10 protein-coding genes are annotated in these 14976 nt (G+C 60.2%); 5 read left to right on the forward strand and 5 right to left on the reverse strand.

The genetic code is table 11. The features are described 5' to 3' along the window. Positions 1-30: 30 nt before the first annotated feature. The 5 genes from WNZ14_RS10105 to WNZ14_RS10125 form a co-directional block, all read right to left on the reverse strand. A complete protein-coding gene (locus WNZ14_RS10105; RefSeq protein WP_342868433.1) occupies positions 31-1509 on the reverse strand; it encodes an NAD-dependent succinate-semialdehyde dehydrogenase in 1479 nt (492 codons plus the stop codon). Continuing rightward, on the reverse strand, positions 1509-2804 hold the full coding sequence (locus WNZ14_RS10110) for a 4-aminobutyrate--2-oxoglutarate transaminase (RefSeq protein ID WP_342868434.1): 1296 nt from the start codon (positions 2802-2804) through the stop codon (positions 1509-1511). The genes WNZ14_RS10105 and WNZ14_RS10110 overlap by 1 nt, the downstream gene beginning before the upstream one ends. A gap of 204 nt (positions 2805-3008) precedes the next feature. After that, positions 3009-5447 carry a glycoside hydrolase family 2 protein gene (locus WNZ14_RS10115; protein ID WP_342868435.1) on the reverse strand — a complete coding sequence of 813 codons (2439 nt, stop codon included), beginning with the start codon at positions 5445-5447 and terminating at the stop codon, positions 3009-3011. Between the two features lie 192 nt (positions 5448-5639). Then, entirely contained in the window at positions 5640-8762 is a 3123-nt protein-coding gene (locus tag WNZ14_RS10120) for an efflux RND transporter permease subunit (RefSeq protein WP_342868436.1), read from the reverse strand. A 16-nt stretch (positions 8763-8778) separates the two neighbouring features. After that, positions 8779-9909, reverse strand: a complete 1131-nt coding sequence (locus WNZ14_RS10125; protein ID WP_342868437.1) for an efflux RND transporter periplasmic adaptor subunit — start codon at positions 9907-9909, stop codon at positions 8779-8781. Between the two features lie 137 nt (positions 9910-10046). Here WNZ14_RS10125 and WNZ14_RS10130 point away from each other — a divergent pair, with 137 nt between their 5' ends. The 5 genes from WNZ14_RS10130 to WNZ14_RS10150 all read left to right on the forward strand — a co-directional run bounded on the left by WNZ14_RS10130 (position 10047) and on the right by WNZ14_RS10150 (position 14972). Then, complete coding sequence (locus tag WNZ14_RS10130) at positions 10047-10697, forward strand: TetR/AcrR family transcriptional regulator (protein ID WP_342868438.1); 651 nt, start codon at positions 10047-10049, stop codon at positions 10695-10697. 950 nt (positions 10698-11647) lie between these two features. Beyond that, positions 11648-12631, forward strand: coding sequence for a TRAP transporter substrate-binding protein (locus WNZ14_RS10135; protein WP_342868439.1), 984 nt, complete (start codon positions 11648-11650; stop codon positions 12629-12631). Between the two features lie 5 nt (positions 12632-12636). Beyond that, on the forward strand, positions 12637-13005 hold the full coding sequence (locus tag WNZ14_RS10140) for a cupin domain-containing protein (protein WP_342868440.1): 369 nt from the start codon (positions 12637-12639) through the stop codon (positions 13003-13005). 132 nt (positions 13006-13137) lie between these two features. Next, on the forward strand, positions 13138-13698 hold the full coding sequence (locus tag WNZ14_RS10145; RefSeq protein WP_342868441.1) for a TRAP transporter small permease subunit: 561 nt from the start codon (positions 13138-13140) through the stop codon (positions 13696-13698). Next, positions 13695-14972 carry a TRAP transporter large permease gene (locus WNZ14_RS10150; RefSeq protein ID WP_342868442.1) on the forward strand — a complete coding sequence of 426 codons (1278 nt, stop codon included), beginning with the start codon at positions 13695-13697 and terminating at the stop codon, positions 14970-14972. The genes WNZ14_RS10145 and WNZ14_RS10150 overlap by 4 nt, the downstream gene beginning before the upstream one ends. Positions 14973-14976: the final 4 nt, after the last annotated feature.

Raw genomic sequence — 14976 nt, forward strand, 5'->3', positions numbered from 1 at the left:
GTCCGCGCCCCGGTCGTTGATCGCTGAAACTCAGATCCCGCCGAGGCAGATGTACTTGATTTCCAGGTAATCATCGCAGCCGTATTTCGAGCCTTCGCGACCCTGGCCGGATTGCTTGATGCCGCCGAAAGGCGCTACCTCGGTCGAGATCAGGCCGGTGTTGACGCCGACCATGCCGTATTCCAGCGCTTCGGCCACGCGCCAGACCTTGGTAAGATCCTTGGCATAGAAATACGACGCCAGTCCGAAAATCGTGTCATTGGCCTGCTCGATCACGTCCTCGACAGTATCGAACTTGAACAGCGGCGCCACTGGTCCGAAGGTCTCCTCGCCGGCCACCTTCATCTCGCGGGTCACGCCGGTCAGGATCGTCGGCTGGAAGAAGGTGCCGCCGAGATTGTGGCGGGTACCGCCAGTCACCACCTTGGCGCCCCTGCTCTTGGCGTCCTCGATATGCTCGATGACCTTGGTGACCGCGTCTTCGCTGATCAGCGGCCCGGTGGTGACACCGTCGCCGAACCCGTCGCCGACCTTCATCTTGCCAACGGCAACGGCGAGCTTTTCCGCGAATGCATCATAGACGCCGGACTGAACATAGATGCGGTTGGCGCAGACGCAGGTCTGGCCGTTGTTACGGTACTTCGAGATCATCGCGCCTTCGACCGCGGCGTCGAGATCGGCATCGTCAAAGACGATGAACGGCGCGTTGCCGCCCAGTTCCATCGAGGTCTTCTTGATCTGGTCAGCCGACTGGCGCATCAGGATGCGGCCGACTTCGGTCGAGCCGGTGAAGGTGATCTTGCGCACCTTGTCGTTGGAGCAGAATTCCTGGCCGATGGCTGAACTTGATCTGGACGTGATCACGCTGAGAAGACCCTTGGGCAGGCCTGCATCTTCCGCGAGCTTGGCCATCGCCAGGGCAGAAAGCGGCGTCTCGCCGGCAGGCTTGGCGACAAAGGCGCAGCCGACCGCGAGCGCCGGTCCGAGCTTGCGCGCGATCATGGCGTTGGGGAAGTTCCACGGTGTGATCGAGGCAACGACGCCGACCGGCTGCTTGATCACGACAATGCGCTTGTCGGGCTGATGGCCCGGAATGACGTCGCCATAGACCCGCTTGGCTTCTTCTGCGAACCACTCGATGAAGCTCGCGCCATAAAGGATCTCGCCCTTGGCTTCCGCCAGCGGCTTGCCCATTTCGGCCGTCAGGATTGCGCCCAGATCGTCGGCATTGGCGACCATCAGGTCATAGAGCTTGCGCAGCACGGTGCTGCGTTCCTTGCCGGTTTTGGCTGCCCAGTCCTTCTGCGCCACATAGGCTGCATCGATGGCTGCCTTTGTTTCGTCCACACCCAGATCCGGCAGCGCGGTGATCACTTCACCGGTTGAAGGGTTGAGGACATTGAAGGTCTTGCCGCTTGGTGCGGCTTTCACCCAGGAGCCGCCAACATATGCTGAACTGACAAGTAGGCTAGGATCTTTCAGCATGTCTGCGAGGGGTTTGCTGGTCATTATGCAGTGGCTCCAATTTCTGAATGAACTTCACGGATGGACGCTTCAAGAAGGTCCAGTGCTTCCTGGAAAACCGCATCCTGAATGGTGATCGGTGACAGGAAACGGATGACATTGGCGTAGACGCCACATGTGAGGAGGATGAGCCCCTTTTCAAGGGCACGGTTCTTGACCGCGTTGGTAAAGTCGGGGCTCGGCTTGCCGGTTTTGATATCGTTGAATTCGATGGCGTTCATGAAGCCGGGGCCGCGGATATCAACGATCTCGGGGACATCCTCGCGGATCGACTGCAGGCGCTGCTTGAGACGGTTGCCAAGCTGCATGGCGCGCTCGCAAAGCTCTTCTTCTTCGATCACATCGAGCACGGCATGGGCCGCGGCGATGCCGATCGGATTGCCGCCATAGGTGCCGCCCAGTCCGCCCGGGTTGGCGGCATCCATCACGCTGGCGCGTCCGGTGACGGCTGCGAGCGGAAAGCCGCCGGCAAGGCCCTTGGCCATCGTCATCAGGTCGGGTGCGACGCCATGGTGCTCCATCGCAAACATCTTGCCGGTGCGGGCAAAGCCGGTCTGGATCTCGTCGGCAATCAGCAGGATGCCATGCTTGTCGCAGATCTCGCGCAGCAGCTTGAAGAAGCCTGCCGGCACCTCGTAAAACCCGCCTTCGCCCTGCACGGGTTCCAAAATAATGGCCGCAACCCGCGCCGGATCGACATCGGCCTTGAACAGGGTTTCGAGCGCCATCATCGACTGCTCGACCGAAACGCCATGCAATTCGGCCGGGAAGGGGACATGGTAGACGTCGCCTGGCATCGCGCCAAAGCCCGCCTTGTAGGGAAACACCTTGCCAGTGAGCGCCATGCCCATGAAGGTGCGGCCGTGAAAGGCGCCGGAAAACGACACAACCGCGGTGCGGCCGGTCGCGGCGCGGGCGATCTTGATGGCGTTCTCGACGGCTTCGGCGCCGGTGGTGACGAAGACGGTCTTCTTCTCGAAGTCGCCGGGCACCAGCGTGTTCAGCCGTTCGGCCAGATGAACGTAGTTCTCGTAAGGCACTACCTGGTGGCAGGTGTGGGTGAAACGGTCGAGTTGGGCCTTGACCGCTGCAATCACCTTGGGGTGGCGGTGGCCTGTGTTGACGACGGCGATACCGGCGGCGAAATCGATGTATCGGTTTCCTTCAACGTCCCAGATCTCGGCATTTTCGGCGCGATCCGCGTAGATCTGCGTCATCATGCCGACGCCCCGTGCGATGGCGTCCGTCTTGCGGTCCTGAATGGCAGCGTTCTTGCCCATTTTTCGCAACTTTCTTCGTGTTTTTGCTGCGCTGTTTGCGAATGACGCTCGCAGACGCACTCAAATCGGCCGGATTGGGCTTATTGTCCGTTTCCGGGGAAGGGGATTCCGCTTTCGGTATATCGTTTTACCTGCGTCTCGCAAAGCCGTTGCGTTGAGTCAAACCCCAGCATTTTTGGGTTCGGCCAAACAGTCAGGGTTTTCTTACCCGCGGGCCTGTCTGCCCAGATGCCGGATCTCGCGATCACCATGAATCCCGCCGCGCGCCCGGGCGCGATGCACCACTTTCGGGATGCCGGGCAGAAGCGTGAAGCCGTTGTCCGACCAGATGTCCGACCCGCCATGATCGAGTGTGACAAAAAGCGCAGGCAGATCGCTGGTCAACGAGATACTGTCGCCGTCATCCTCCATGTGGATATCCGGGCTCGCGAAACGATAGTCCTTCGGCCGGCGCGGCAGATAATCGTTCTCTCCGACATGGATGCCATCGGGGTCCTGCCAGCTCAAGTTCAGGAATTCGTCATCGGCGAGAACTCCGAGTGGAATCCGTGCAACCTCGACGGCGCGGTCGGTGGGACAATGCAGCGCCCAGTGTCCCGCTTCGCTCACCGGGCCTGACGTCGAGACCCGGCAGGCGGTGACGTGCAGGTGGACAGTTTCCGCTGTATCATTGATCGCCCAGAGCAAGATGTCGCCGGTCTTTGCGTCTGGTTGTGCTGTCACCAGCACCGGGGCGTTGAATTTTCTCGCCAGGTAATGGGTCAGCTTCCAGCCACCGCCATATTCCAGCGATGCCCAGCTCGCCACCGGCCAGGTGTCGTTGAGCTGCCAGTAGAGCGTGCCCATGCAGCGCGGCTTGGACGATCGCCAGAACTCGATTGCGGTTTTCATCGCCAGAGCCTGGCTCACCTGGCTGAGCCAGGTCATGTCCTCGAACTTCTCGGGAAAGCGGAAATAGCGCGCCAGCGTTTCTACGATGCGGCTGTTGCCGCCATGATTGCGCTGGTGAACATCCATCACCCGCGAGGAGACATTGCGGTCGTCTTCCTCGGTGAAACTCGCAATCACCCGGTTGGATGGAAACGACTGGAAGCCGAATTCCGAGCAGAAGCGTGGGCGGACGGTGCGGTAATGCTCAAAGTCCTTCGACGAGTGCCAGACATCCCAGAAATGCATGTCGCCCGAGGTGTCATCATGCCAGCCATCGCCGAAATCAAGCCGCCCGACCGAGGGGGAGGACGGCCAGAAGGCGATGTCGGGCTTTTCCTCCGCGACCGCTTCTTCGAGGCTCGCGTTGAGCCGCGCGTAGACGGCGAGATAGCGGTCACGGTTGGCACGGCTTTCGGGATACCAGGTCAGCGCCCCGATCACCTCGTTGTCGCCGCACCACAGCGCCATGCAGGGATGTGCTGACAAGCGCCGGATCTGCTGGCGGACTTCGCGCCGGACGCTTGTGAGCCAGTCATGATCATGAGCGGGGTAAAGGCTGCAGGAAAACATGAAGTCCTGCCAGACCATCAGGCCGAGCTCCGAGCAGAGCTCATAGAACCAGTCCGGCTCATACTGCCCGCCGCCCCAGATCCGGATCATGTTCATGTTGGCTTCGACCGCTGAAGTCAGGCGGTCGCGAACAGTGGCTTGCGTGGCGCGGGCGGGAAGCGCGTCGGCGGGTATCCAGTTGGCGCCGCGCATGAAGATCTCACGCCCGTTGACCTTGAAGGCAAACCGGCTGCCAACCTCATCCGCATCGGTGACAAGCTCAACGGTGCGCAGGCCGATGCGGCGTGTGACTGCGTGTTCTCCGAGCCGCAAACTCAGGTCGTAAATCGTTTGCGACCCATGGCCCGCCGGCCACCACAGGTGCGGCGTATCGATCGTAAGCGACAGCCGGGTTTTCCCCGCGCCGGGCCAGACCTGAATGGTCTGTTCGTCCGATTGCCCGTCGCACAGCGCCGAAGTCTGGATCTGGCCGGCGGCGAAAGCTGTGTAATGCAGATCGATTTCAAGCGTGACCTTGCCGTCATGATGAACCTGCCGCACCATCACGTCATCAATCCGCGCCAGCTCGCAGCGCTTGAGTGTCACCGGCCCGCACAATCCGAGCGGCGACAGCGCGATGTTCCAGTCCCAGCCGGCATCGCAATGCGTCTTGCGCAGGAAATTGTAGTGCGGAATGCGATTGTTGTCTTTTGTGTAGGGCACCGGATAGGCCGATGCGGCAGCCCTGGCGGCAGCCTCAGTGGAATTCGACAGGAAACGCACTTCGAGGCAATTCTCACCCTCGAGAAGTTCTGCGTTCACTTCAAAATCCTGGCGCAGAAACCGGTTGTCCACGCGTCCCAGCAGATTCCCGTTCAAGCGGATATCGGCGACGCAATCGATGCCGTCAAAGCTGAGCGTCCAGTATCCGCCGTCGGTGTCGGCAAGATCGAACCGTTTGGTCGCCGTCCACTCGCTCTCATGGATCCAGTCAAGCGACACTTCGGTGTCCCGCCAATAGGGATCGGAAATGATGCCTGCATCAAGAAGCGCAGAATGCACATCTCCCGGAACCGGCAAGGGCACGCTGTGTTTGCCATCGGTGACGGTCCATCCGCCCGAAAGGTCACGGATATCTCTGTTTGCTTCCGGTGTGTGTGGCATGGCGCCGACCTCCCTGATCGTCAATGCTGCTGAGCGTCGATGTCATGTCAGAGCCTTGTCGGCAAGCCCGGGGCAAACAATGGAGGTGGCAGGCCCAAGCACCGACCACTGACTGGCTTCACCCGTCAGTGGTCGGTAATCCGGACGACAGGATGCTCTGCCATCGCCAAGCCAAACCGTACCAGTGTCCCGTCAGGTTTCAGCCGGCGTCTGGGCGGGTTCTTCCTTCTTCTTGCGCCGGCGGGTGACCAGCACGAAGAACAGAGGCACGAAGAGGATGCCAAGCAGGGTGCCCGAGATCGTGCCGCCAAGCACGCTGGTGCCGATGGCGTTGCGACCGCCCGAGCCTGCGCCGGTGCTCAGAACCAGCGGCAGCACGCCGAGCGAGAAGGCCATCGAGGTCATGATGATCGGACGGAAACGCTGGCGTGCCGCCTCCTTGACCGCGTCGAACAACGGTTCTCCAGCCTCGTAACGTTCGCGTGCGAATTCTACGATCAGGATGGCGTTCTTGCCGGTCAGGCCGACCACCGCCAGCAGGCCAACCTGGAAGAACACGCCGTTCTGGTAGCCGCCGAACAGCGTCCACAGCAGCGCGCCGAGAATACCGACCGGCATGGCGAGCATGACGGCAAACGGGATCGACCAGCTTTCGTAGAGCGCTGCGAGGCAGAGGAACACGGCCGCCAGAGACAAGGCATAGAGCAGCGGTGCCTGGTTGCCCGACTGGCGTTCCTCCAATGACAGACCTGTCCAGGACACGCCGAAACCCGGCAACTGTTCGGCCAGCCGCTCGACTTCGTTCATGGCTTCGCCAGTAGTCACGCCAGCGGCGGGAGATCCCTGGATCTGCATGGCGCTGACAGCGTTGTAGCGGTTGAGGCCCTGCGGACCATAGGTCCAGCTGCCGTCAGCGAAGTTGGAAAACGGCACCAGTCCACCGTTTGGATTGCGCACCTTCCATTTGGAAATGTCGGATGGAAGCGCACGGGCGTCCGCTTCGCCCTGGATGTAGACGCGCTTGATGCGATCGCGATCAATAAAGTCGTTCACGTAGCTGCCGGCCCAGGCGACCTGCAGCAGTTGCGCCACGTCTGAGGCCGTAATTCCCATCGCGCCTGCAGCACGCCAGTCGATATCAAGGTGATACTGCGCGGCATCCTCGAGACCCGAAGGACGGGCCGAACCAATGAGCGGGCTTTGGGCAGCCATGCCGAGCAATTGGTTGCGGGCAGCGAGCAGCTGGTCATGGGTCTGGCCATCCCGGGCTTCCAGATAGAAGTCGAAGCCGCTCATGATCCCGAGTTCGGGCACCGAAGGCGGAACGATCGGGAACACCATGGCGTCCTGAATGCCCGAGAGCGCCGGGTAGGCACGACCGGCGATCGCCTGGGCACTCTGTCCCGGACCTGTTCGTTCCGACCAATCCTTCAGGCGGATGAAGGCGAGCCCCATGTTCTGGCCCTGACCGGAGAAGGAGAACCCGACGACGCCGAACATGCTGTCGACATTGTCCTTCTCGTTTTCGAGGAAGTGGTTCTCGACCTGTTTCAGAACCTTCTGGGTCCGTTCAGCCGTTGCACCGGTCGGACCCTGGATCAGGGCCAGAAGAATACCCTGGTCCTCATCGGGCAGAAAGGCGGTAGGCGTCTGCACGAAACTCCATGCCATCAGTCCGACAAGCGCAAGATAGATGATGCCGATGCGGAAGGGACGGCGGATGATCCAGCCGACGGTACTGCCATACCCCCCGGTGATGCGTTCGAAGACCCGGTTGAACCAGCCTGCAGGACCACGCTTGGAATGGTGCGCCGATTTGGCGTTGAGCAGCGTGGCGCAGAGGGCAGGGGTGAGCGTCAGCGCCACCAGCACGGACAGGCCCATGGCCGAGACGATGGTGATGGAGAACTGCTGGTAGATAACGCCGGTCGACCCGCCAAAGAAGGCCATCGGTACGAACACTGCCGACAGCACCAGGGCGATACCGATCAGGGCACCCGTGATCTGGCCCATCGATTTGCGTGTGGCCTCAAGCGGACTGAGCCCTTCCTCCTCCATGATGCGTTCGACGTTTTCGACCACGACGATCGCATCATCGACCAGAAGGCCGATGGCAAGCACCATGGCTAGCATGGTCAGCGTGTTGATGGAGAAGCCTGCTGCGGCAAGGATGCCGAAGGTGCCAAGCAGAACGACGGGCACGGCGAGCGTCGGGATGAGCGTGGCGCGGAAGTTCTGCAAAAACACCAGCATGACGACGAAGACGAGCACGATGGCTTCTGCCAGCGTCTTGACCACTTCCCCGATCGAGATTTCGATGAAGGGCGTGGTGTCATAGGGAACAACGTAGCTGACGCCTTCGGGGAAGAAGGCAGAGGCCTCGGCGATCTTTGCCTTTACCAGTTCCGCGGTGTTGAGAGCATTTGCACCAGCTGCCAGACGGATTGCCATGCCGGTTGACGGCTTGCCGTTGAACCGGGCGATGGTCGCATAGTTCTCCGCACCGATTTCGACCCGGGCCACGTCCTTGAGCAGCACAAGACCGCCATCAGTTGCTGCGCGAATGACGATACCCTCGAAATCCTCGGGCGTCCTCAACAGCGATTGCGCGGTGATCGTGGCGTTCAGCTGCTGGCCTTCGACCGTTGGCAGAGTGCCGAAAGCGCCAGCCGAGATCTGCGCATTCTGTGCCGAGACCGCGCCGACGATATCATTTGGCGCAAGCCCGTAGGCGGCAAGCTTGATCGGATCGAGCCAGATCCGCATGGCGTATTTGGCGCCGAACACCTGCACTTCACCAACGCCCTCGATACGACTGAATTCGTCGACGAGGTTGGTGTTGAGATAGTCGGAAAGGTCGGTCTGGTCGAGCGCGCCATCATCGGAGATAAGCGCGATAACCATGAGGAAGCTGGCGGACGATTTCTGCACCGTCACGCCCAGGCGCTGCACCGTTTCGGGCAGCAGCGAGGTTGCCTGTGCAAGCTTGTTCTGCACCTGGACCTGGGCGATATCCGGATCGATGCCGGTCTCGAAGGTCAAGGTGATTGACGCTGTGCCGGCAGACGTGGAACTCGACGAGAAGTAACGCAGGCCATCAAGACCGGTCAGCCGTTGCTCGATGACCTGGGTCACCGTGTTGGCAATGGTCTGGGCTGATGCACCGGGATAGTTGGCCGAGATCGATACGGTCGGTGGTGCGATTTGCGGATACTGCGAGATCGGCAGCGTCAGGATGGATAGAACGCCGGCGCCCATGATGATGATCGAGATCACCCATGCAAAGATCGGCCGGTCGATAAAGAAACGTGCCATTTAGGTCTCCGCGGGATCAGTTCTGGGCCGGTTGTTCGGCGCGTTCTTCAGGGGCGACTGTGGCTCCGGCCGCGATCTTCTGCAGGCCCTCGACGATCACCTTGTCGCCAGCCTTGACGCCGTCCGTGACAATCCAGTCTGAACCGCGATCGCTGACGACCGTCAATATGCGTTCCTCGACGACATTGTCGGGGCCGACAACCATGGCCGTCGGATTGCCGCGGCGGTCGCGCGACACACCTTCCTGGGGAACCAGAATGGCGTCTTCGATGACGCCCTGGGGCATCTCGACCTGGACATACATGCCCGGCAGCAGCATTTCATCGGGGTTGGGGAATTTCAGCCGCAGGGTGACAACGCCGGTCTGTTCGTCAACATTCGGTTCTGCAGCCGTCAGTTCTCCGGTCTGCTCGTATGTCGTGCGATCAGCAAGCATCAGCTCGACCTTGGTATCGACCTTCGAACCTGCGGCAAGCGGGCCATTGCGCTTCCAGCGCACCAGGTCGGCGGCAGATTGCGCGACGTCGACATAGACCGGGTCCAGCTTGCGGATCACCGCAAGCGGGGCAGCCTGGCCCGAGATAATCAAGGCGCCCTGTGTGGTGAGCGAAAGCCCGATAACGCCTGAGAGCTGGGCGCGGATCGTGGTGCGTTCCAGATCGATATTGGCGGCAAGCATTTGCGCCTTGGCAACCTGCAGGCCGGCATTGGCGGTGTCGCGCGTGGTGATGGCGGCTTCAAGGGCTTGCTCGCTCGTGACATTGCTCTTGCGCAGCGTTTCCATGCGTTTGAGGTCGCGGTTGGCCGCATCCAGGCTTACCTGCGCCTGATTGACGGCGGCCTGCGCGGCAACGACCTGTGCCTTGTAGGTTGCCGGATCGATGCGATAGAGAATATCGCCTTCCTTCACCGGCGAGCCTTCTTCGAAGAGCCGGTCGACGATGATGCCGTTGACCTGGGGCCGCACTTCAGCGACGCCGGAAGCGACGACGCGTCCCGGCAGTGTTGAGGTTACCGTGACGGTCTTCGCCTCCAGCGTGACCACTGTCACAGGTGTGGGCGGGCGTTCCTGCTGCTGCGCCGAGGCGGCAGACGCCATCATGGCGACGGACAGGGAAGAAAAGAGGGCGTAAGCCGCTAACCTCATCGAGTATCTCCGCTTTATTTGGACGAGCCGCTTGGCGAACGCGCGCATTGCTTCTAATATGGAAACCGAATGGTTTTATAATTGCTTTTTTGAATTGCGCAAGTGAAATGCTGCACCTGCGAAACCGGAGCACTGACTTGTACCCCAAAAACCTGAGCGCGTGTCGTGGGCCGGGGAGGCCGCGACAACTCGATACCACTGAACGTCAGGCGATCATCATTGACGCTGCGCAAAAGGTGATCCTGTCGCAAGGTCTTGGTGGCACGTCGATGGCGGCGATCGCGCAGGAGGCAGGCATGTCCAAGCGCACGCTTTACGGGATCTTCGAATCCCGCGCGGTACTCTTCGCGGCCATTGTCAGACGTATCCGCAATACGGTGACGCGGCCTCTGGCAGAGAGTGAGCTGGAATTGCCACTTGCCGAACGCCTCCGTCTGCTGTTGACGCCAACAGACGAAAAATTCTCAGATCTGCTGCCCCTGGCGATCCTGCGTGCTGTTATTGCCGAGGCTGACAGGCAGCCGGACCTCGCACGTGAATTCTTGCAGGAAGGGCCATACGCACTCTACGGCATGGTCCGTCTGGAGCTAGACCGCTCGGTTGCCAGCGGCGAGATCCGCATAAGTGACACGGGGGAGGCGGCACGTCTGATGACCGACATGGCGCATGAAAGCGTGCTCGAACATCTCCTTCGTCCGCAGCCGGCTCTTGGACGTCAGGAGGCGTATAGCCGCCGGCTTGAACTCGCAATTCGCGTGTTTATCGGAGGCATAGGCGACAGCGAATAGACCCAACCCAGATCCACAACATCGCTGATCGTGAAAAGCCTCACAGACCATCGAGCGACTGCCTTGCAATCATAACAATAACGGCCAGTGGCTTGAGTTTGATCCGGCACACCAAAGATCGCGCCAGACACGAGGGCGCCTGTCCTGTTGGAAACCTAGACTTCCACTATCTTCTCCAGTGGCACCTGGTTGTGTAAATCTTGCCTCTGGAATTGCGGTACTGGCATCGGCCATCGGCCGTTTCGAACAGATATGTTCCAAAGCCACCGATGAGAGCACCTGCCACGACGCCACCGACACTGTTTGAAGCAATCGCGCCGACTGCCGCGCCGATCCCCGCTCCACTGGCAGTTTTCTCAGTTGTCGTGCAGGCAGCCAGTGTGCCAGTCGCAACTATGACGATTGCCAATTTCAGAACTTTCATCAGCAAGCCCTCTCCGGTTGATTTTTGGGATCAAACATATCAAATCCCTTAAATAACTCTGCTCCTGATAAGAACTCCGGTCAAGCACAAGCGAGCCCGCGCATGGGATCCGCCGGCCGCATTCCTTCATGTTGGGGATTCTGGTCATCTCGACCCCTTGCTGGTTGGGTGAAGCGGAAGTGCTCTTTTTTCACTCAGCCAGTCCCTGATGAAGTCCCTGTAGCGACCGCACCGGAATTTTGCAGTGCGGTCGCTACAGGGTACGGCCGGATTTCAGATGGGGTCTGCCCGCTTCGACGAATTCGATTTGGCTTCTTATCAGCCGCAGACACCCAGCGCCGATTGCGTCGCTATCCAGCATGTTTCTCGCCCCGTGCCTTCCGATTTTGCAGCCCAATTTGCTCTTGCCGCTGCTCGAACGGTCATCGGCCCTTGACGTGAATGCGACTCTGTTTCAATCTGCATCATCTTGTTTTGCAGAGTGAAACACTTTGGTGAGCCAAGAGAAACCAACTGGGAGGATGGAATGAACAGGTTTTCAATTTTTGCGGGGGTTGCCTTGATGGTGCTTCCGTCGCTTGCAGGCGCGCAGGAGGTGACCCTGAAAATGGGTCACGCCGCAGCATCAACGCATATTTTCCACACAGGCCTCGAAATCTTCGCAAAGAAGGTCGACGAGAAAACCAACGGAAACGTCAAGATCGAGGTCTATGGCGACCGTCAGCTCGGCGATGACAAGCAATTGCTCGAAGGCATCCAGATCGGCCTGATCGATGGTGCTCTGGTTTCCTCGGCGACATTGCCGCTGGTTCTGGGAGCAGCATCCTTTGACGCCCTGCAGCAGCCTTTCACGGTGTCGAGCTACGAGCAGCTGTCTGCGGTTCTGACCTCCGATCTTGGCGACGAATTGCTGGCCACGCTGGATGCAAAAAAGATCAAGGGTGTCGGTTTTGTCGATGCCGGCCTTCGCCACTTCCTCTCCAAGGACAAGCCGGTGACGAGCCTGGCTGACTTCAAGGGGCTGAAGACCCGCATCGTGCCGATCCCGCTGCACAAGGCGATCTGGGAATCCATCGGCGTCAACCCGATCGGCATGGCTTACGGCGAGGTCTACTCGGCGCTTGAAACCGGCACCATCGACGCCGTTGAAATCAACGTCTCCTCGATCAAGTCCGAAAGCCTCTACAATGCGGCCAAGCAGGTGACGCTCACCGGCCACTATTTCTGGCCCGGCGTCATCATGCTCTCAGGTGCAGCCTGGGATAAGCTCAGCGACGCGGACAAGGCTGCAGTGGAAGCTGCCGGCAAGGAAGCCACCACCGAGGCTTACGCTTTGGCAGCATCCCAGGATGCCGAGACCGTCACGTTCCTTGAAGCCAATGGCGTGACTATCAACAAGCTTTCCGATCTTGATGATCTCAAGGCCCTGACTGCCCCGGTGGTTGCCACCTGGAAGGAAAAGGACCCGCTGATCGTCAAGTTCGACGAAGCCTTTTCCAAGGGCCAGTAACCGAAATGGCGTCAACCAAGGTTTATGGCTGGGACAGGCTTCCCCGGGAACAGGTTCGCGACGGAGTGTCGCGAACCGCCTTCCGCGGCGACAATGCCCTGATGGTGATGAACTGGCTGGAGCCGGGAATGGAGAAGAAGCCCCATTCCCACCCCTTCGAGCAACTCGCCTATGTGGTCTCGGGACGCATCCGCTTCGAGATCGGCGATGACGTTGTCGAGGTCGGTGCTGGCGAGGTCGTCCGCATTCCCCCCGATGTGGTGCATTGCGGAGAAGCGATCGGCGGCGAGGTTGCTCTCAACCTTGATGTCTTTGCTCCGGCCCGCGAGGACTATCTGCACCTGACGGAATATCAGGAACCCGATTTCGGTTGAGCTTTTGAAGTCAACCCCTGTGCCCAAGCAGGAACAGCCCGGCGCCAGAGCGCCGGGCCCCGGAAAAACTGTGCCTAGATCGCGCGCAAGCGCCAAAACAGCAACGAGCGAACCGGAGGAGGTGTCGTGTCCATGACTGCATTTCATCATGCCTTTCGTACCGGCCTGAAAAGCCTTTTGGTCCTGCTGATGGCTACCTTGCTGACGGTCATGACCGCGCAGGTGATCATGCGCTACGGCCTCAACTCCTCATTGCTCTGGTCAGAGGAGCTGTGCCGTTACCTGCTCATCTGGGCATCGTTCCTGGCAATGATCTTTGCTTATGAGCGCGGTGAAATTGCCGCCCTTTCAATTCTTGCCAATGCGCTGCCCCGTGTACCGGCGCTTCTGCTCGCGATCCTTGGCGGCCTGCTGTCGGTGGCGATGTGCGCAGCCCTTGCCTACTACGGTTACATCTATGCCGATCTCGCCGGTTCGCAGCCGATCCCGGCGCTGAGTTTCATTCTCGAGGACCTGTTCGGAGCGGGCGCACCGGAAGCGCCGCACGTGTTCTGGGTCTATTTCGCCTTGCCGCTGGGCATGAGCCTTCTTGGTTTGCGCATCTGTGTCGATATCGTCTTGTACGCCGGCGCTTTGGCAGCTGGGAGAACATTGCAGGATCTGACCGAAATCGAGGGAGGACCCAGCCAGTGACCCTTTATCTGCTCACATTTCTCGGATTCATGGTCATCGGCATTCCGGTGGCCTTCAGCCTTGGCCTGTCCTCGATCACCTATCTGATCGTCAATGATCAGATGCATCTGATGATCGGCTTCCCGCAGAAGATGATTGCCGGCATCGACAATTTCGTGCTGCTGACCATTCCGTTCTTCATCCTTGCCGGCAACCTGATGAACTCGGCCGATCTGACCCGCCAGATCGTTCGCTTTGCCCAGATGCTGGTCGGCCGGGTTCGCGGCGGGCTGGCCGCCGTCAACGTGATCGCCAGCATGATGTTCTCCGGTGTCAGTGGCGCTGCAACCGCCGAAGCCTCAGCCATCGGCAGCGTCATGATCCCCGCCATGCGTCGTGACGGCTACAAGCCCGAATATGCCGCAGCCGTCACCGCCGCCGGTTCGATCCTCGGACCGCTGGTGCCACCGTCGCTGGCGCTTATTCTCTATGGCGTGCTCACCGGCACCTCGATTGCCGACCTGTTCCTCGCCGGCATCATCCCGGCCTTCGCACTTTGCGCCGGCCTGCTGGTCTATGTTCTGATCAAGGCCCGCCGCGAGGATCATCCGCTGCCGGCCGCTGTCGCGAAAGAGGAGCGCGGCGCGCTGGCGCTCAAGGCTCTGCCTGCGCTGCTGCTGCCGGTTATCATTGTCGGTGGCATACGCAGTGGCGTCTTCACCCCCACCGAAGCGGCGGCCGTTGCGGTGGTCTATGCATTGGCGGTCGGGCTTCTGCTTTACCGCACACTCAACGCGGGCAAGATCGTTGCTTCGTTCTACGAGGCGGCAACGATGACCGCAGGCGTGATGCTGATCGTGGCCATGGCCAGCATGACCTCGTTCATTCTGGGGATCGAGAACATACCCCGCGAAATCGCGGCCCAGATGCTCGACATCAGCTCCACGCCATGGGTGTTGATCCTTCTGCTCAATCTGGTTCTCCTGCTTCTGGGCCTGTTTCTCGAGCCGCTGGCTGCCCTGGTCCTGGTCATGCCGATCCTCAACGAGCTGTTTCCACTGCTCGGTATCGACCGCGTCCAGTTCGGCGTCATGGTGGTGCTCAACCTGATGATCGGGATGATCACACCGCCCGTTGGCCTCTGCCTGTTCATCGTTTCGGCCATCGGCAAGACACCGCTCGAAAAGGTCGCCGTCGCCATTCTGCCCATGATCGGCATCGCCCTTGTCATCCTCGCTCTGGTCGCCTTCGTGCCGTTCTTGACACTGACGCTGCCAGGCCTCTTCCCGGGATAATGAG

Source organism: Hoeflea sp. AS60 (assembly GCF_038900115.1).
Taxonomy (GTDB): domain Bacteria; phylum Pseudomonadota; class Alphaproteobacteria; order Rhizobiales; family Rhizobiaceae; genus Hoeflea.